Annotated in this window: 16 protein-coding genes and 1 riboswitch; of the genes, 8 read left to right on the top strand and 8 right to left on the bottom strand. The window is 64.6% G+C overall.

Features of this window, described 5'->3' with window-relative positions:
• Positions 1–26: 26 nt before the first annotated feature.
• The 3 genes from ACUXVA_RS03735 to ACUXVA_RS03725 form a co-directional block, all read right to left on the bottom strand.
• Positions 27–827, bottom strand: a complete 801-nt coding sequence (locus ACUXVA_RS03735) for an FAD binding domain-containing protein (protein ID WP_265081526.1) — start codon at positions 825–827, stop codon at positions 27–29.
• 10 nt (positions 828–837) lie between these two features.
• Positions 838–3,192 (bottom strand): xanthine dehydrogenase family protein molybdopterin-binding subunit, encoded by a 2,355-nt coding sequence (locus ACUXVA_RS03730; protein ID WP_265081527.1) that lies wholly within the window; start codon positions 3,190–3,192, stop codon positions 838–840.
• A 97-nt stretch (positions 3,193–3,289) separates the two neighbouring features.
• A complete protein-coding gene (locus ACUXVA_RS03725) occupies positions 3,290–3,775 on the bottom strand; it encodes a (2Fe-2S)-binding protein (RefSeq protein ID WP_265081528.1) in 486 nt (161 codons plus the stop codon).
• Positions 3,776–4,010: 235 nt separating this feature from the next.
• Between ACUXVA_RS03725 and ACUXVA_RS03720 the strand changes: the two genes are divergently transcribed.
• Together ACUXVA_RS03720 and ACUXVA_RS03715 are read left to right on the top strand one after the other, a co-directional pair.
• A complete protein-coding gene (locus ACUXVA_RS03720; RefSeq protein WP_265081529.1) occupies positions 4,011–4,682 on the top strand; it encodes a 3-oxoacid CoA-transferase subunit A in 672 nt (223 codons plus the stop codon).
• On the top strand, positions 4,679–5,371 hold the full coding sequence (locus ACUXVA_RS03715) for a 3-oxoacid CoA-transferase subunit B (RefSeq protein WP_445490883.1): 693 nt from the start codon (positions 4,679–4,681) through the stop codon (positions 5,369–5,371). The genes ACUXVA_RS03720 and ACUXVA_RS03715 overlap by 4 nt, the downstream gene beginning before the upstream one ends.
• 184 nt (positions 5,372–5,555) lie before the next feature.
• On the opposite strand, the gene ACUXVA_RS03710 is transcribed toward ACUXVA_RS03715, so the two are convergent.
• Positions 5,556–6,752, bottom strand: a complete 1,197-nt coding sequence (locus ACUXVA_RS03710; protein ID WP_265081530.1) for an O-succinylhomoserine sulfhydrylase — start codon at positions 6,750–6,752, stop codon at positions 5,556–5,558.
• Positions 6,753–6,825: 73 nt separating this feature from the next.
• Positions 6,826–6,905: riboswitch (SAM riboswitch) on the bottom strand.
• Between the two features lie 105 nt (positions 6,906–7,010).
• Here ACUXVA_RS03710 and ACUXVA_RS03705 point away from each other — a divergent pair.
• From ACUXVA_RS03705 to mdoH, 5 genes are all read left to right on the top strand, one after another.
• Positions 7,011–8,117 (top strand): 2'-deoxycytidine 5'-triphosphate deaminase, encoded by a 1,107-nt coding sequence (locus ACUXVA_RS03705; protein WP_265081531.1) that lies wholly within the window; start codon positions 7,011–7,013, stop codon positions 8,115–8,117.
• Between the two features lie 277 nt (positions 8,118–8,394).
• Complete coding sequence (locus ACUXVA_RS03700; RefSeq protein WP_265081532.1) at positions 8,395–8,862, top strand: helix-turn-helix domain-containing protein; 468 nt, start codon at positions 8,395–8,397, stop codon at positions 8,860–8,862.
• Positions 8,837–9,436 (top strand): PIN domain-containing protein, encoded by a 600-nt coding sequence (locus ACUXVA_RS03695; protein WP_265081533.1) that lies wholly within the window; start codon positions 8,837–8,839, stop codon positions 9,434–9,436. Before ACUXVA_RS03700 ends, ACUXVA_RS03695 begins: the two co-directional genes overlap by 26 nt.
• Before the next feature lie 127 nt (positions 9,437–9,563).
• On the top strand, positions 9,564–11,072 hold the full coding sequence (locus tag ACUXVA_RS03690; RefSeq protein WP_445490879.1) for a glucan biosynthesis protein G: 1,509 nt from the start codon (positions 9,564–9,566) through the stop codon (positions 11,070–11,072).
• A gap of 14 nt (positions 11,073–11,086) precedes the next feature.
• The gene (gene mdoH / locus ACUXVA_RS03685) at positions 11,087–13,273 is read left to right on the top strand and encodes a glucans biosynthesis glucosyltransferase MdoH (protein WP_445490877.1); all 2,187 of its coding nucleotides are present in this window, start codon (positions 11,087–11,089) and stop codon (positions 13,271–13,273) included.
• Here the strand turns inward: mdoH and ACUXVA_RS03680 are convergent.
• Entirely contained in the window at positions 13,259–14,065 is an 807-nt protein-coding gene (locus ACUXVA_RS03680; protein ID WP_413776491.1) for an NAD-dependent protein deacetylase, read from the bottom strand. The genes mdoH and ACUXVA_RS03680 overlap by 15 nt on opposite strands.
• 170 nt (positions 14,066–14,235) lie before the next feature.
• On the opposite strand from ACUXVA_RS03680, the gene ACUXVA_RS03675 reads away from it, so the two are divergent.
• Entirely contained in the window at positions 14,236–14,478 is a 243-nt protein-coding gene (locus tag ACUXVA_RS03675; RefSeq protein ID WP_265081536.1) for a DUF2171 domain-containing protein, read from the top strand.
• Positions 14,479–14,526: 48 nt separating this feature from the next.
• Here the strand turns inward: ACUXVA_RS03675 and ACUXVA_RS03670 are convergent, their stop codons facing one another.
• The 3 genes from ACUXVA_RS03670 to hydA all read right to left on the bottom strand — a co-directional run bounded on the left by ACUXVA_RS03670 (position 14,527) and on the right by hydA (position 17,479).
• Positions 14,527–15,381 (bottom strand): NAD(P)-dependent oxidoreductase, encoded by an 855-nt coding sequence (locus ACUXVA_RS03670; RefSeq protein ID WP_445490875.1) that lies wholly within the window; start codon positions 15,379–15,381, stop codon positions 14,527–14,529.
• Between the two features lie 45 nt (positions 15,382–15,426).
• The gene (locus tag ACUXVA_RS03665) at positions 15,427–15,903 is read right to left on the bottom strand and encodes a DUF29 domain-containing protein (protein ID WP_445490873.1); all 477 of its coding nucleotides are present in this window, start codon (positions 15,901–15,903) and stop codon (positions 15,427–15,429) included.
• 109 nt (positions 15,904–16,012) lie between these two features.
• A complete protein-coding gene (gene hydA / locus ACUXVA_RS03660) occupies positions 16,013–17,479 on the bottom strand; it encodes a dihydropyrimidinase (protein ID WP_445490871.1) in 1,467 nt (488 codons plus the stop codon).
• Between the last annotated feature and the right edge of the window lie 67 nt (positions 17,480–17,546).

Raw genomic sequence — 17,546 nt, 5'->3', positions numbered from 1 at the left:
GAGTTTGCAGCTCCGCTGTGCCGGCCTCACCCCGCTTCCGCCACCGCGCGCTGCGCCATCACCTTGATCAGGTTGGCACGGTAGTCCGAGGAGCCGTGGATGTCGGCCATCAGCCCGTCGGCGGAGATGTTGATGCCATCCAGCGCGGAGGCCGACCAGTTGGCTTTCAACGCCGCTTCGATGGCCGGCACCCGCATCACGCCGTTCTGCGAGGCGCCGGTGGCGGCGACGCGGACGTCGCCGGATTTGGTCTGGACCACGAACACGCCGGTCAGCGCGAAACGCGACGCCGGATGGCGCATCTTGGAATAGGCCGCCTTGGCGGGGATCGGGAACGACACCGCGGTGATGATCTCGTTGTCTTCCAGCGCCGTGGAGAACAGGCCCTGGAAGAATTCATCCGCCGGGATCAGCCGCTTGCTGGTCATCACCGTGGCACCGAGCGCCAGCACGGCGGCGGGATAGTCGGCAGCGGGGTCGTTGTTGGCGATGGAGCCGCCGATGGTGCCGCGATGGCGAACCTGGGGATCGCCGAGCACCGAGGTCAGGTGCACGATGGCCGGGATCGCCTTCTTCGCAGCAGCGCTCTGCAGGATGTCGAAGTAGGTCGTGGCCGCCTTGATGATCAGCGCATCGGCGGTGACCTCGATGCCGATCAACTCCTTGATACGGCCGAGGTCGATGACATCAGATGGCGCCGCCAGCCGCTGTTTCATCACCGGGATCAGGGTGTGGCCGCCGGCGAGATATTTGGCGTCGGTGCCCTTGGCGAACAGTGCGGCTGCTTCATCGATGCTGGCGGGGCGGTGATAGGTGGTCTCGTACATGGTCTCGCTCCTACTCAGCAGCCTGTTGGAGTTGGATGGCATGCCAGACCCGGTCGGGGGTCGCCGGCATTTCGAGCTTGTTGTGGCCGATGGCGTCGGTGATGGCGTTGATCACCGCCGCCGAGGAACCGATGGCGCCGGCCTCGCCGCAGCCCTTCACGCCGAGCGGATTGCCCGGGCAAAGCGTGGTGGTGTGCGACAGCTTGAACGACGGCAGGTCGTCGGCGCGCGGCATGGTGTAGTCCATGAACGACGCGGTCACGAGCTGGCCGCTATCGTCATAGACCGCGCCTTCGAGGATCGCCTGGCCGATGCCCTGCGCGAGCCCGCCATGGACCTGGCCCTCGACGATCATCGGGTTGATCAGCCGACCGAAATCATCGGCGGCGACGAAATCGACGAAGTGGGTCTTGCCGGTGCCGGCGTCGACCTCGATTTCGCAGATGTAGCAGCCAGCCGGGAAGGTGAAGTTGGTGGGGTCGTAGAACGCGCCTTCCTTGAGGCCGGGCTCCATGCCGTCAGGCAGGTTGTGCGCCGTGTAGGCGGCGAGCGCCACCATCGGCAGCGCGATCGACTTGTCGGTGCCGGTCACCTTGAACTCGCCGTTCTCGATGACGATGTCTTCGACCGAGGCCTCGAGCTGGTGCGCAGCGATCTTCTTGGCCTTGGCTTCGACCTTCTCCATCGCCTTGAAGATGGCCGACATGCCCACCGCGGCCGAGCGCGAGCCGTAGGTGCCCATGCCGAACTGCACCTTGTCGGTGTCACCGTGGACGATCTGCACCTGGTCGACGGAAATGCCGAGGCGTCCGGCGACGAGCTGGGCGAAGGTGGTCTCGTGGCCCTGGCCGTGGCTGTGCGATCCCGTGAGCACCTCGATGGTGCCGACGGGATTGACCCGCACCTCGGCGGATTCCCACAGGCCGACGCCGGCGCCGAGCGAGCCCACGGCTTTCGACGGTGCGATGCCACACGCCTCGATGTAGCAGGACAGGCCGATGCCGCGCAGCTTGCCTTCGGCCTTCGCCTTGGCCTTGCGGGCCGGGAAGCCGGCATAGTCGATGGCCTTCATGGCGGCATCGAGCGAGGCGCCGAAGTCGCCGACGTCATAGGCCATGATCACCGGGGTCTGGTGCGGGAACTGGGTGATGAAATTCTTGCGCCGCAGTTCCGCGGGATCGAGCTTGAACTGCCGCGCTGCGGTCTCCAGCATCCGCTCCAGCAGGTAGCTCGCCTCCGGCCGGCCGGCGCCGCGATAGGCGTCAACCGGCGTGGTGTTGGTGTAGACGCCCATCACCTCGGCATAAATCGCCGGGATGTTGTACTGGCCGGACAGCAGCGTGGCGTAGAGATAGGTCGGCACCGACGACGAGAACAGCGACATGTAGGCGCCGAAATTGGCGTGGGTCTTGACCCGCAGGCCGAGAATCTTGTGGTCGTTGTCGAACGCCATTTCCGCGTGCGAGATGTGGTCGCGGCCATGGGCGTCGGTGAGGAAGGCTTCCGAGCGGTCGCCGGTCCATTTCACCGGGCGGCGCACCTTCTTGGAGGCCCACAGCGCCACCATCTCTTCGGGATAGATGAAGATCTTGGAGCCGAAGCCGCCGCCGACGTCGGGAGCGATCACCCGCAGCTTGTGCTCCGGCGCGATGTTGTAGAATGCCGACAGCACGAGACGTGCGACGTGCGGGTTCTGCGACGTGGTGTGAAGCGTGAAATGTTCCTCGGCATCGTTGTATTCGGCGACAGCCGCGCGCGGCTCCATGGCGTTGGGCACCAGCCGGTTGTTGGTCAGCTCCAGCGACACGACGTGGGCCGCCTTGCCGAAGGCGTCGTTGACCGCCTTCTCGTCGCCGATCGACCAGTCATAGACCACGTTACCCGGTGCTTCCGGATGCAACTGCGGCGCGCCCGGCGCAATCGCCGCCTTGATATGGGCGGCGGCGGGCAGTTCCTCATAGGTGACCACCACAGCTTCCGCGGCGTCCCGGGCCTGGTTCTTGGTCTCGGCGATCACCACCGCCACCGCCTGTCCGGCGAAGCGCACCACCTCCGGCGCCATCGCCGGCCAGGCGCCCATCTTCATCGGCGTGCCGTCCTTGGAATGCACCGCCCAGCCGCAGATCAGGTTGCCGACCTTGTCGTCGACAATCTGCTGCCCGGTCAGGACGTCGACCACGCCCGGCATCGCCTTGGCGGCGGTGGCGTCGATGCCCTTGACCCTGGCGTGGGCATAGGGACTGCGGACAAAGTGCGCATGGGTCAGGCCCAGCACCTTGATATCGTCCACATAGCGGCCACGGCCGGTAATGAAGCGGCGGTCTTCCTTGCGCACAACGCTTGCGCCAATGCCTTCAACGCCCATGATGCTCTCCCTGTCGGACCGCGTCACCCGCGCTGGACTTCACAGCGTCGGGTCGCCGTCGCTTTGTTGGTTCACGTTCGAATTCGCGTGCGGCGGATCACTCCGCCGCCTGAGCCACCTTCATGCGGCCGGCGGCATCGAGCACCGACTTGACGATGTTGTGGTAGCCGGTACAGCGGCAGATGTTGCCTTCCAGCTCGTGGCGGACGGTGTCCTCGTCGAGATTGCCGCCGTAGCGGTTGACGATGTCGATGGACGCCATGATCATGCCCGGCGTGCAATAGCCGCACTGAAGCCCGTGATTGTCGCGGAATGCCGCCTGCATCGGGTGCAGCTCGTCGCCGCGCGAAATACCCTCGATGGTGGTGACGTTGGTGCCATTGGCCTGGCCGACCAGAGTGGTGCAGGACTTGACCGCGCGGCCGTCGATATGGACCACGCATGCGCCGCACTGGCTGGTATCGCAGCCGACATGGGTGCCGGTGAGGCCCAGATGCTCGCGCAGCAGATGCACCAGCAGGGTTCGGTCTTCAACGTCGGCAGAAACAGCCTTGCCGTTGACCGTCAGTTTGACTGTGGACACGTGCAACCTCCCGATACTTTTTAATTGTTCCAATTAGAAGCGCGCGCCGAAAACTTTGCAACCGGGAAATTCGTTGGGGTTGTCATCGGGGCGTCGCGGGGGCGCATCCCCGCGCACCCCGCCTGCAAATTTGTGGCTTTATGTGCCGACGGCGCGATGCTCTATTCGCGCCGCAATAAATCCGGCAGCGCGCGGGCCGACTGAGAACAATATTCCGCGACAGGGAGTTTTTTGGGTGATCGACAAGCAAGTAAAGAGTCTGGGAGACGCGGTGGCGGGTGTGGCGGATGGCGCCACCGTGCTGGTGGCGGGATTTGGCGCGGTCGGCGTGGCCGACGACCTCTTGGAAGCGCTGCACGAGCAGGGCGCCCGCGAGCTGACCCTTGTCGCCAACAATGCCGGCAACGGCGATGTCGGTCTGGCACGGCTGATCAATTCGGGCCGGGTGCGCAAGGTGATCTGCTCCTATCCCCGCTCCGGCGACTACAGCGCCTTCCTCAACGCCTATCGCGACAAGACCCTGGAACTCGAACTTGTGCCGCAGGGCACCATCTCCGAGCGGATGCGCTGCCATGCCGCGGGCCTCGGCGGCTTCTTCTCGCCGGTGTCGGCCGGCACGAAGCTGGCCGACGGCAAGGAGACCCGCGAGATCGACGGCCGGCTGCACGTGTTCGAGAAGCCCCTGAAGGGCGATATCGCGCTGCTGCGCGCCGACAAGGCGGACCGCTGGGGCAATCTCACCTACATCAAGTCGGCGCGGAATTTCAATCCGGTGATGGCCATGGCCGCCGACGTGAGCGTCGTGCAGGTCAATGAAATGGTCGAACTCGGTTCGCTCGATCCCGAAGCGGTGGTGACACCGAGCATTTTCATCGACCGTGTCGTTGTCGTCGGAGCAAGCGTATGACTGTGAACTACAAGCCCCTCACCCGCGAGCAGATGGCCTGGCGCGCCGCGCAGGACCTGCCGGACGGCGCCTTCGTCAATCTCGGCATCGGCATTCCCACGCTGGCGGCGAGCTACGTGCCCGCAGGCCGCGAAGTCATCTTCCATAGCGAGAACGGCATTTTGGGGCTTGGCCCGAAGCCCGAACCCGGCACCGAAGACGAGAACATGATCGACGCCGGCAAGAACTACACCACGCTGATCACCGGCGGCGTGTTCATGCATCACGCCGATGCCTTCCTGATGATCCGCGGCGGCCATCTCGATATCAGCCTGCTCGGCGCGTTCGAGGTGTCGGAGAAGGGCGACCTCGCCAACTGGACCACCGAGGATCCGTCGTTCCCGCCCGGCGTCGGCGGCGCCATGGATCTGGCGGTCGGCGCCAAGGCGATCCGTGTGATCATGGAGCACACCGACAAGAAGGGAAATCCGCGCATCCTCAACCGCTGCACCCTGCCGCTCACCGCGGCGGGCTGCGTCAAGCGCATCTACACCAACCTCGCGGTGATCGACGTCACCGCCCAGGGGCTGTTCGTGGTGGAGATGGTCGACGGCATGACGCTGGAGAAGCTGCAGTCGCTGACCGAGCCGAAGCTGCAACTGTCGGACGGGTTCCAGGCACTGTCACCGCCGGCGGCGATGGCGGCGTAAGGTCAAAGCACAGACGTTCGGCAGGCTCAGTTGCCGTCATCCTCGCCTGAACGCAATTGCGTTCAGGCTGGAGGTGCTCGCCGGCTTCGGCGAGCCTCGAAGGATGCGGCGAAAGCGCTCGCGGCCATCCTTCGAGGCGCGCGCCAAAGCGCGCGCACCTCAGGATGACGGTCCGTGCTTGCAGCTACGCCTGCTTCAGCGCCGCCTCGAGATCTTCGACCAGATCGTCCTTGTGCTCGAGCCCGGTCGAGAAGCGGATAAAGCCTTCGCTGATGCCGAGTTCGGCGCGGGCCTCGATCGGCAGGCGCTGATGGGTCGTGGTCGCCGGATGCGTCACCAGGCTCTTGGAGTCGCCGAGGTTGTTGGAGATCCGCGTCAGCTTCAGTGCGTTGAGCACGCGGAACGCGGCGGCCTTGCCGCCCTTCACCTCGAAGCCGATCAGCGTCGAACCGGCGCGCATCTGCCTCTTGACGAGCGCGGCCTGCGGATGATCGGCGCGACCGGGATAGATCAGCCGCGAGATCTTCGGATGCGCGGCGAGGGCATCGGCGATGGCGCCGGCGCTCTCGGTCTGCTGCTTGACGCGAATCGCCAGGGTCTCCAGTCCCTTCACCAATACCCAGGCATTGAACGGCGAGATCGCCGGGCCGGTCTGGCGCAGGTAGTTGTGGATGTGCTCGCTGATGAAATCCTTGGAGCCGAGGATGATGCCGCCGAGGCAGCGGCCCTGGCCGTCGATGTGTTTGGTCGCGGAATAGACGACGACATCGGCGCCGAGCGTCAGCGGGCTCTGCCAGATCGGCGTCGCGAACACGTTGTCGACGATCAGCCGCGCGCCGCAGGCATGGGCGATCGCGGCGATAGCGGGAATGTCGAGCACGTCCAGGGTCGGGTTGGTCGGGCTTTCCAGGAAACAGCTCTTGGTGTTCGGGCGCATCGCCTTTTGCCAGGCGTCGAGATCGAGGCCGTCGACCAGCGTGAACTCGATGCCGTAGCGCGGCAGCAGCTCTTCCACCACGTAGCGGCAGGAGCCGAACAACTGCTTGGAGGCGACCACGTGGTCGCCGATGCGCAGTGGTGCCAGAATCGCGGCAGTCACCGCGGCCATGCCGGTGGCGGTGGCGCGGCCGGCCTCGGCGCCTTCGAGGTCGATCATCCGGCTCTCGAACATCGAGATGTTCGGATTGGAGAAGCGCGAATAGATGAAGCCGGGCTCCTCGCCCTTGAAGCGCGCTTCGCACTGTTCGGCGCTGTCGTAGACAAAGCCCTGGGTCAGGAACAGCGCTTCGGAGGTCTCGCCGAACTGCGAACGCAGCATGCCGGCATGGACGAGGCGGGTTTCGGGACGGTAATGGGCAGCAGTGGTTTTGGTCTCAGACATGTGATCTCCCGTCGCGGCCCCTTGCGGCAGCCACAAAAAAACCGGCCTGGACAGACGTCCAACGGCCGGGATCACACATGCGTCCCCGGCCTGTTTAGCGACTTGTTTAACGTGGCTGCAAGCCGGCCGGCTCAAATCACCACGGGATAAGGTTCCTGATATTCCCGTCGCCCCTTCCCGTCAAGCCGATGGTGGGATAACCGATAAAATTGCATTTTCGCGAGCGTCCCATGCCGCCGTGCGCCAAGGATGAGTCCAGTGCCCTTCACGCTGCCTGCTGATGCCGATGGTATTCTGCCCGATCGCATGATCGCGCAGATGGCCGATGCCGGCCTGATCCTGCCGGCCTATCCCTTCGTGGAGAGCCAGATCCAGCCGGCCAGCCTCGATTTGCGGCTCGGCGACATCGCCTACCGCGTCCGCGCCAGCTTTTTGCCCGGTCCGAATTCGACCGTGGCCGAGCGCATCGACGAACTGAAGCTGCACGAAATAGATCTCTCCGACGGGGCAGTGCTGGAGACCAACTGCGTCTACATCGTGCCCTTGCTGGAAAGCCTGGCGCTGCCGCCGTCGATCTTCGCCGCCGCCAATCCAAAGAGCTCGACCGGCCGGCTCGACGTGTTCACCCGGGTGATCGCCGACGGCACCCGCCGCTTCGACGTGATCGGCGCCGGCTACCACGGTCCGCTCTATGCCGAGATCAGCCCGAAGACGTTTCCAGTCCTGCTGCGCGAAGGCTCGCGGCTGTCACAGGTGCGCTTCCGGGTCGGTGACGCCATCCTCGACAACGAGGCGCTCGAAGATCTGCACGCGCTCGATCCGCTGGTCGACAGCGAGGATGCCGATCTCAACAACGGCGTGGCGCTGTCGGTGGATCTGTCCGGCGAAAACGAAAGCGGTTTCGTGGGCTACCGCGCCAAGCGCCACACCGGCGTGGTCGATATCGACCGCCGTGGCGGTTATGCGGTGAACGAGTTCTGGGAGCCGATCGCGGCCCGCCGCGACGGCACGCTGATCCTCGACCCCGGCGAATTCTACATCCTCGCCTCGAAGGAGGAGGTGCAGGTGCCGCCGGATTACGCCGCCGAGATGGTGCCGTTCGACCCATTGGTCGGCGAATTCCGCGTGCATTATGCCGGCTTCTTCGATCCCGGCTTCGGCCATGACGGCGCCGGCGGGCGCGGCTCGCGCGCCGTGCTGGAAGTGCGCTCGCGCGAGGTGCCGTTCATTCTCGAACACGGCCAGATCGTCGGCCGCCTGGTCTACGAAAAAATGCTGTCGCGCCCCGACGCCCTCTACGGCCAGCGCATCGGCTCCAACTACCAGGGCCAGAGCTTGAAGCTCAGCAAGCACTTCAAGGTGTAGCGGGCGGCGCGGTCGCTGCGAACCGACCCGTAGTTCGCCCGCATAGGGCGTAAGCTTGCCCGTAAGCGGATGCATCGTAAGCCGCACCTGCGATCAGCGCCTTCGATTATTGATCGTTGTAAGGTGGGTCGTCAATCTCATTCCCGCGCAGGATTCTCGAGTTCTCACGGAGACATCATCCTTGGGGCGTCTGCCATGTCGTTCGCTCTCAAGCGGTCTTGATTTTGTCGATTGCAGACATTACAGATATTACACTTATTTCAGATAGGAGCCGGCCATGGCCGATCCGGTGACGCTCAAGGTCCGCGACCTCGACCGCGAACAAGCCAGGGAGGGGGCGAGCCTCCTCGGACGCGCTTCCGCGCTCGAGCACGGTGGGCTGTTTCTGACGAAAGCCGACGGAGAGAAGGTGTGGGCGGAGATGCCCCGCTCGGTCCTCGTCGCGGTGCAGTGCATGCTGGCGACTATGGCCGAGTCCGGCGAAGCATTGCTATTCAGGCCTCATGACGAGGTCTCGCCCGAGAAGGCTGCGGAAATGCTCGGGATCTCTAGGCCGCTCGTCTACCAGCGCATGGACGCCGGAAAGCTTGCATTCAGGCAGGTCGGGACCCACCGGCGCATCCGCGCAAGCGACATCGCCGAACTCAGAAATTCCGAAGATAGGCGGCGCTCACTGGCAGCGAAATTGTCCGCCGACACGGAAGACCTCGAAGAGAATTATGCGCCCGGCAACAGCGCTCCTTGACGCGAACGTCCTGTTCTCGGGCCACCTGCGCAACTTACTGCTGCAGTTGGCCGCAAACGACGTCTTCGTGGTGAAGTGGAGCCCACGCATCGAAGACGAGTGGCTCAGAAACATGCCGGCGGAGACCCGCGAGCGCATCGTCACCGGCACCGTTCCGATCATCAGGGAGCTGTTCCCCGACGCGTACGTCAACGACTTCGATCCCGAACGCTCAATCGGCCGGACGGATCCAAAGGACCGCCATGTAGCCTCTGCCGCCGTAGCCGTGGCGCCCAGCGTGCTGGTCACGTTCAATCTCAAGGACTTCGACGTCGCCGCACTGGAGGTTCTCGGCGTCAGAGTGCTATCGCCAGATCAATTCCTCAGCGAGGTTTTCGAAAGCGGCCCTGCAATCGTCGATGCTGCCACCCGGGAGGCTGCAGCCAACCTCTCGCGCAGCTTCCCTACATGGGACGAATATCTGACCGACTTGGCCGGCCGGCATGGATTGAAGAATTTCGTCGATTGCCTGCGGTCGTGGACGTCTGAAGATATCGAACAGCCTTCCAAACCCAGCATCCCTACCGTGAAGTAACGACCGCAGTTAGATCGTTCTGATCACGCGCTGGCCGACAATGGATCGCAGGCGTGTTGTTCCTCTCGGGAACCTGCACGCCCGGCCGGTGTTGTTGATGTTCGCCATTCGAACATCTGGAGACACCTTGAACCGACGACAACTTCTCGGGGCCTCGGCCGCGCTCCCATTGCTGACGATATTGCCGCGCAGCGTTGGCGCCGCTGTTGCGGCGTCGCCGTTCGACGCGTCCGTTGTACGGACGCTGGCGCGCGATGCTGCCACCAAGCCCTACAAGGCGCCGGACAACAAGCTGCCGGATTCGTTGAAGGATCTGAACTACGACCAGTATCGCGCGCTGCGCTTCAATCCGGAGAAGGCGTTGTGGCACGGCGAGAAGCTGCCGTTCGAGGTGCAGTTCTTTCACCGCGGCTCGTTCTACACCAACCGCGTCGACATCTACGAAGTGGCCAACGGGCAGGCGACCCAGGTTCCCTATCAGCCGGAGAACTTTTCCTTCGGCACCACGCCGCCACCGCCGCCCGGCACCGATCTCGGCTTCGGCGGCTTCCGGCTGCATGCGCCGATCAACAAGCCGGATTATTGTGATGAGGTCTGCGTCTTTCTCGGCGCCAGCTATTTTCGCGCGGTCGCCAAGGGCCAGGTCTACGGCCTGTCGGCGCGCGGCCTGTCGATCAACACCGGCGAGGCGGCCGGCGAAGAGTTTCCCTCGTTCAAGGCGTTCTGGATCGAGAAGCCGGCAGCCAATGCCAACTCCATTGTGGTGCATGCACTGCTCGACAGTGAAAGCGCCGCCGCTGCCTATCGCTTCACGATCAGGCCCGGCGAGACCACGATCTTCGATGTGGAAATGGCGATCTATCCGCGCGTCGAACTGAAGACGGCCGGCCTTGCCCCGATCACCAGCATGTTCTTCTTCGGCCCGAACGACCGCATGGAGGTCGACGACTTCCGTCCCGCCGTGCACGATTCCGACGGGCTGGCGATCTACAACGGGCGTGGCGAACAGCTGTGGCGGCCGCTCAGCAATCCGCGCGATCTGCAGATCAGTTCGTTCGGCGATCTCAACCCGCGCGGCTTCGGGCTGATGCAGCGGCAGAAGAATTTTCTCGACTATCAGGATCTCGAATCCAGCTTCGAACGACGCCCCAGCCTCTGGGTCGAGCCGATCGGCGACTGGGGCGAGGGCGCGGTGCGGCTGCTCGAAATCCCTACCAAGGAAGAGATCCACGACAACATCGGCAGCTTCTGGCGGCCGAAGAACCCGCTGGCGGCCAATGGCGAGCACACCTACACCTACCGCCTGCATTGGGGTCCGGACAATCCGAAGCCCTCGGCGCTGGCGATCTTTTCCCGCAGCGGCATCGGTGCACGCGGCGACAATACGAAACTGTTCGTGCTCGACCTGATCGGCGACGGGCTGAAATCGATCGATCCCGGCAGGATCAAGGGCGTGGTCACCGCCGAAAAGGCCGAGATTCGCAACATCGTCACGCAGCCGAATCCGCAGAGCGGCGGCTGGCGCCTGAGCTTCGAAATGCCGATCAAGGGCAAGGAGCCGGTGGAACTGCGCGCGTCGCTGATGCAGGACGATCAGGCGATCTCCGAAGTTTGGATCTATCGATGGACACCATGAGCGCGGAGAGCCCGATGACTCGCGCAGCTCCACCGATCGCGTCCGCGTCGCCCACCGGCGCGGGCGACGCATTTCTGCCGCCGGACATGCCGCTGGCGATGGCGCCGCAGGCGCTGGCGGAGCCGACTGCGACGCAGCGGCGTGCCCAGTTCAAGCCGATGCCGACCGTTCTGCGGCGCGCCTATATCCTGACCGGCACCGCGGCGATGACCGCGGCCGGCGGTTACGAAATGTACGAGGTTCTGCAGGTCGGCGGGGTCACCATCCTCGAAGGCATGGTGCTCGGCCTGTTCGTGATGCTGTTCGCCTGGGTGGCCTTCTCGTTCATGTCAGCATTGGCGGGCTTTGCCATGCTGCTGGTGCGCAAGCGCGATCCGCTGGCCATCGAGCCGAACGCGCCGCTGCCGGCGATCACCAGCCGCAATGCCATGCTGCTGCCGACCTATAACGAGGATCCCTACCGCATCATGGCGCGGCTGCGCGCGATCTGGGAATCCGCCGATGAAACCGGCCAAGGCGCGCAGTTCGACTGGTTCGTGCTCAGCGACACCACCGATCCCGCGATCTGGGTGGCCGAGGAGAAGGCACTGCTGCAGCTGCGCCGCGAGGCCGGCGCCGAGCGCATCTTCTATCGCCATCGGCCGCGCAACATTGCGCGCAAGTCCGGCAATATCGAGGACTGGGTCAAACGCTTCGGCGCCGGCTACGAACACATGATCATCCTCGACGCCGACAGCCTGATGACCGGCGACACCATCGTGCGCCTGGTCGCCGGCATGGAGGCGCATCCCGGCGTCGGCCTGATCCAGACCCTGCCCATCGTGGTCAATGCGCGCTCGCTGTTCGCGCGGATGCAGCAGTTCGCCGGCCGGCTGTACGGTCCGGTGATCGCGTCGGGCATCGCGTGGTGGCACGGCTCCGAAGGCAACTACTGGGGCCACAACGCCATCATCCGCGTCCGCGCCTTTGCCGGCGATGCCGGGCTGCCGGAATTGTCCGGGCGAAAACCGTTCGGCGGTCACATCCTCAGCCACGATTTCATCGAGGCTGCCCTGATGCGGCGCGCCGGCTGGGCGATCCACATGGCGCCGAAGCTCGGCGGCAGTTTCGAGGAATGCCCGCCGTCGCTGCTCGACTTTGCCGCGCGCGATCGTCGCTGGTGCCAGGGCAATCTGCAGCATCTCGCAGTGCTGCCGGCGCGCCGGCTGCACTGGGTGTCGCGGCTGCATCTGATGACCGGGATCGGCTCCTATCTGACAGCGCCTTTGTGGTTCCTGTTTTTGGTGCTCGGCATCCTGATCTCGTTGCAGGCGCAGTTCGTGCGGCCGGAATATTTCCCGAAGGGGTTTTCGCTGTTTCCGCAATGGCCGGCGCAGGATCCGGTCCGCGCCGCCTGGGTGTTCGCCGGCACCATGGGCCTCTTGATCGTGCCAAAACTGCTCGCCTACGTCCTGCTGCTGACGCAAGGCGAGAACCGCAGGCGCTTCGGCGGCGGCTTTCTGGTGTTGTTCGGCATTGTCCTTGAGACGCTGCTGTCCGGGTTGATCGCGCCGGTGATGATGATCTTCCAGTCGTCGGCGGTCGGCGAGATTCTGCTCGGCCGCGACGCCGGCTGGCAGGTGCAGCGCCGTGACGACGGCGGCGTGCCGCTACGCGAGGTCATCAGCAAATATGCGGTGCCGACCTTGTTCGGGGTGCTGATGGCGATCAGCGCCTATGCGGTGTCGCTGCCGCTGTTTCTGTGGATGACGCCGGTGATCGTCGGCCTGCTGCTGTCGGTGCCGGTGGCGATGCTGTCGTCGCGCCTGCTGCAAGCCGGCCAGCGCGCTGGCCTGTTCGGCACGCCGGAGCAGAACGCGCCGCCCCAGGTGCTGGTGCGCGCCAACGAACTGGCGCTGGCGGCCCCGGCCTACGGCACCAGCCCGCTGCACGAGCTGCGCGGCGATCCCGAGCTGCGCGAGGCGCATCTGCGGACGCTGGCCGATCAGCCACGCAACCGCGGCCAGATCGATTCCCATCTCGCCATTGCGCGCGCCAAGATCGACGATGCCGAGGATTTCGAGGAAGCCGTCGGCTATCTCAGCGCGCGCGAAACCTTTGCGGCGTTGAACAGCCGCACCGCGCTACAGCATCTGGCTGATTTGCCGGACAAGGCTCCCTGCGCCTTGCCGCATCTCGCGAGGGTTTCACAGCAAGAATGACAGCGCCGTTTCGCAGCGGTCTTCGACCTTGACGGTGAGCAACTCGTCGGCGCGGGTGCGGCCCATATTGATCGCGGCGATGGGCAGGCCGGCGCGGGCCGCCGCCTGCACGAAGCGAAAGCCGGAATAGACCATCAGCGAGGAGCCGACGATCAGCATGCCGTCAGCCTTGTCGAGATGCTCCAGGGCGGTATCGACGCGGTCGCGCGGCACGGTTTCGCCGAAGAACACCACGTCGGGCTTGAGAATGCCGCCGCAGTCGGCGCAGGCCGGCACTTCGAAAGAGGAAAAATCATCGCTTTCGAGGTCGGCGTCACCGTCCGGCGCATCGCGCGCGTCGAGGGCGAGCCAGTGCGGGTTCAATCGCCCCATCTCGTCCTGCAATGCGCGGCGCGTAATGCGCCGCTCGCAGCCCATGCAGCGCACCAGGTCGAGCCGGCCATGCAGGTCGATTACCCCCGCGCTGCCGGCGCCCTGGTGCAGGCGGTCGACATTCTGCGTCAGCAGGATCTCGCATTTGCCGATTTCTTCCAGCCGAACCAGCGCGCGGTGCGCGTCGTTGGGCTGCGCGCTGCCAAATCGCCGCCAGCCGATCAGGCTGCGCGCCCAGTAGCGGCGGCGCGTTGCGTCGTCGCCCATGAAGGCCTGGAAGGTCACCGGCGGCGTGCGTTTCCAGTTGCCCGCGGCATCGCGATAATCGGGGATGCCCGACTGCGTGCTGCAGCCCGCGCCGGTCAGGACGAAGAGGCGCCGATGCCCGTTGACGAAGTCCCGAAGGACGCTCGAATCCATCATGGAAAAACCATAGCGCCGGCCGGCCGAACTTGCCAAGCGCGTCCCTCCTTGAGGGCGCCCTAGGCAGGCCCGGCTTGGGGTAGGGCGTCTATGTGGGCATTTTCGGTTGAATTGAACCGGAACCGGTTTGGCGCGTTATGTGTGTCCAACCAAACAAGGAATTCGACATGGCCGGCACTGCAGGCATCAAAGAGCACATGGAAGTCATCGGCGCTGACGGCGTTCACGTCGGCACGGTCGATCATTTCGAAGGCGGACGCATCAAGCTGACCAAGAAGGACAGCGGCGAGGGCCATCACAAGGGCCACCACCATTTCATCGACGGCAGCCTGGTTGCGGAAGTCGAAGGCGACAAGGTGCGGCTGTCCGCCAATGCGGACGTGGCCGTGACCATGGAACAAGAGAAGTAAGTCGTCGCTGCATTTGCAAACCAACAGCGGGCCGCTCGGTCCGCTGTTTTATTGGCCCTCGCCGCCCCGCCATAGCGCCCCGAGGCCCTCGCGGTAGGTCGGGTAGGCCAGCGCGACGCCAAGATCCTGCTTCAGCCGTGCATTGGTGCAGCGATTGCTGGTGGCATAGAAGCTGCGCGCCATCGCACTCATCTCCGCATCTTCAAAAGCAACTTCTGGCGGCGGCGCGATGCCCATCAGCGTCGCGGCATAAGTAATGACCTCCTGCGGCGGCGCGGGCTCGTCGTCGCACACGTTCCAGATCCCCGCCTTCGGATGCGCGAACGCCGCCGCGACCGCGGCGGCGATGTCATCGACATGGATGCGGTTGAACACCTGGCCGGGCTTGACGACTCGCCGTGCCGTGCCCGCCCCGAGATTGATGAGCGCATTGCGACCGGGACCGTAGATGCCGGCCAGCCGCAGCATTGTCGCCCGCTCGCCAGCAGTGGCGCGCCACTGCGCCTCGGCGTCGATCCGCATCCGGCGGCGGCCATCGCCGGACAGTGCCGCGGTCTCGTCGATCCAGCCGCCGCCATGGTCGGCATAGACACCGATGGTCGACAGATAGACGATGCGGCGAATCCGGCTGGCCGCGATCTGCGAGCCAAACGCGGCGAGCACCGGGTCACCGTTGGGGCCGGGCGGCACCGAGACCAGCAGCAAGTCGGCCTCGGCGATGCGGGCTGCGAGCGCCGGATCGGAGCCGTCGCCGCCGAACAGTAGCAGTTCGAGATTGGCGCCTTGCCTGGCTTGCTGCTTTTCCGCGCTGCGAACGGTGGCGGTGATATGGGAAAAGTCGCCGGCATGGCGATCGATGAAGCGCTGTGCGCTGTAGCCGAGCCCGAACACCAAGAGACGCACGTCAACTCCTCATGGCCGGTGCGCCCCGGGCGATCGCGGAGGACGTCATTTGTCGGAACTATCCAACCGGAACTCGCGTTCGGTCACGTCCAGCCAGCTATAGGGAGATACGTCCGGGAAGTTCTCGACCGGGATGTCGGTCTCGCCGGAAGCTTTGTCGCGTCCGTAGTCGTAACCGGATTGCTGAGCCGCGGCGAGCCTCGCTTTCAGTGATGGATTTTTGCGCATCAGCGTCGCAATTCGCTTGCGCTGCTCCCGGATCGTCGCCTCCCGGCTGCGCGAGCGACGCTCCGGCTGGTAATCCCATTTGAGCATGTGCATGAACAGGATCGTGAGGGCGCTCTCCAGCCGTTCGTAGATTTCGTTGCCCACGTCGTCGATCTCCTCGGCGATGTGATCGAGGTCGAGCTCGTCAAGTTTGCGGGCGCGGAGCAGCTCCGCCTGCCGATTGGCCCATGCGTAGAGGTCGTCTTCGTAAAGCGAAGACTGGTCTTGCGCGACGACGGAAGGTGAGGTTGGCATCGTGCATCTCGGTTTCGCTTAACCTGAACGGCCGCCACGAACCGCGCCGGCCGCTTTAACAGTACCACAGAAACAGAACTTCAGAACCCGTCTGCTCTGCGCGCTTCGCCTACAGCAGCTTGGCGCCAAAATTCCGACGCTCGTCCATCTCCGCGACCATCCGGCCGCTCGGCGTGGCCGCCGGGCCGCCGTCGCGCAGCATCAGGCGGCCGTCGCCGGGCGTGCCGTGGAAAGCGTCGCCATCGACCAGCACGCGGCCGCGCAACAGCACCGTGTCAGGCCAGCCGGTGAGCTCGCGGCCGGCGAACGGGGTGAAGCCGGCGAGGTCATGCATCATGGCATCGGTGAGCGTGACTTTTTTTGCCGGATCCCAGATGGCGATGTCGGCATCCTTGCCGATGGCGATCGAGCCCTTCTTTTCCAGATTGTAGATCTGCGCCGGTGCGGTCGAGGTCAGCTCGACGAACTTTTTCAGGCCGAGGCGTCCCTTCGATATCATGGCGTCGAACAGCAGCGGCAACCGCACCTCCAAGCCGGGCAATCCGTTGGCGACCTGCTTGAAATTCGGGTTCGGCCCAGCGCGCAGCTTGCCGGTGTCGTCCATGCGATACGGCGCGTGGTCGGACGAGATCAGCTGCAGGTCGCCGAGATCGAGCGCGCGCCACAGCGCCTCCTGATCGTCCGTGGTGCGGGCCGGCGGGCTGCACATCCACTTGGCGCCTTCGACGCCGGGCTTGTCGAGGTCGTCGGCGGTGAGGAACAGGTATTGCGGACAGGTCTCGGCGAATATCTTGACGCTGCGGCCGCGGGCTTCGCGGATCACTGCGGCGCCCTCGCGGGTCGAGACATGGAAGATCATCACCGGCTGGTCGAGCAGTTCGCTGAAGGCGATCAGCCGGGTGAAGGCTTCGGATTCCGAGACGCGGGCGTGGCTGACGCCATGATATTTCGGAGCCGTATAGCCCTTGTCGAGCAGGCGCTTGACCATCCACGAGATGACGCCGTGGTTTTCCGCGTGGACGCAGACCAGCGCCTTGGCTTCGCGGGCGGCGGCGAGGATGTCCAGCAGCTTCTCGTCGTCGACCCGCAGCCGGTCATAGGTCATGAAGATCTTGATCGAGGAGAACCCCTCGGCAACCAGCGCCGGAATGTCCTGCGTGATCACCTTGTCGGTGACGTCCGAGACGATCAGGTGGAAGCCGTAGTCGATCATGGCGCCGCGCTTCGCGAGCGCCTTGTAGTCGTTCACCACGGTGATGGCGTCCATGCCGACATGCTGGGCGGCGAAGGAGATCACGCTGGTGGTGCCGCCGAATGCCGCCGATCTGGTGGCGCTTTCGAACGTGTCGGCGTTCATGATGCCCGCTGCGGACAATTGCTCGATATGGGCATGGGCGTCGACGCCGCCGGGAAGCACCAGCTTACCTGTTGCGTCGATCTCGGTCTTGCCGCCGGCGAGGCCCTTGCCGATTGCCACGATGGTTTCCCCGACAATGCCGACATCGGCCGCAAACACGTCGCTGGAGGTGCCGACGGTGCCACCGCGGATAACCAGATCGTAGACCGGAACGGACAAGGTGAACTCCTTCGATTCAAGCTTTGATGCAGCGCACTTTCCGGCAATAATGCCGCCGTGACAAGGA

The organism is Rhodopseudomonas sp. RCAM05734, from assembly GCF_052658035.1.
This window is presented reverse-complemented; position numbering and strand designations above follow the sequence as displayed.

Coding starts and splice junctions, on each gene's coding strand:
- ACUXVA_RS03695 (WP_265081533.1), top strand. CDS start 8,837: ATGCGCCCGGCAACAGCGCTCCTTGACGCGAACGTCCTGTTCTCGGGC.
- mdoH (WP_445490877.1), top strand. CDS start 11,087: ATGACTCGCGCAGCTCCACCGATCGCGTCCGCGTCGCCCACCGGCGCG.
- ACUXVA_RS03680 (WP_413776491.1), bottom strand. CDS start 14,065: ATGGATTCGAGCGTCCTTCGGGACTTCGTCAACGGGCATCGGCGCCTC.
- ACUXVA_RS03700 (WP_265081532.1), top strand. CDS start 8,395: ATGGCCGATCCGGTGACGCTCAAGGTCCGCGACCTCGACCGCGAACAA.
- ACUXVA_RS03735 (WP_265081526.1), bottom strand. CDS start 827: ATGTACGAGACCACCTATCACCGCCCCGCCAGCATCGATGAAGCAGCC.
- ACUXVA_RS03715 (WP_445490883.1), top strand. CDS start 4,679: ATGACTGTGAACTACAAGCCCCTCACCCGCGAGCAGATGGCCTGGCGC.
- ACUXVA_RS03675 (WP_265081536.1), top strand. CDS start 14,236: ATGGCCGGCACTGCAGGCATCAAAGAGCACATGGAAGTCATCGGCGCT.
- ACUXVA_RS03665 (WP_445490873.1), bottom strand. CDS start 15,903: ATGCCAACCTCACCTTCCGTCGTCGCGCAAGACCAGTCTTCGCTTTAC.
- ACUXVA_RS03710 (WP_265081530.1), bottom strand. CDS start 6,752: ATGTCTGAGACCAAAACCACTGCTGCCCATTACCGTCCCGAAACCCGC.
- ACUXVA_RS03730 (WP_265081527.1), bottom strand. CDS start 3,192: ATGGGCGTTGAAGGCATTGGCGCAAGCGTTGTGCGCAAGGAAGACCGC.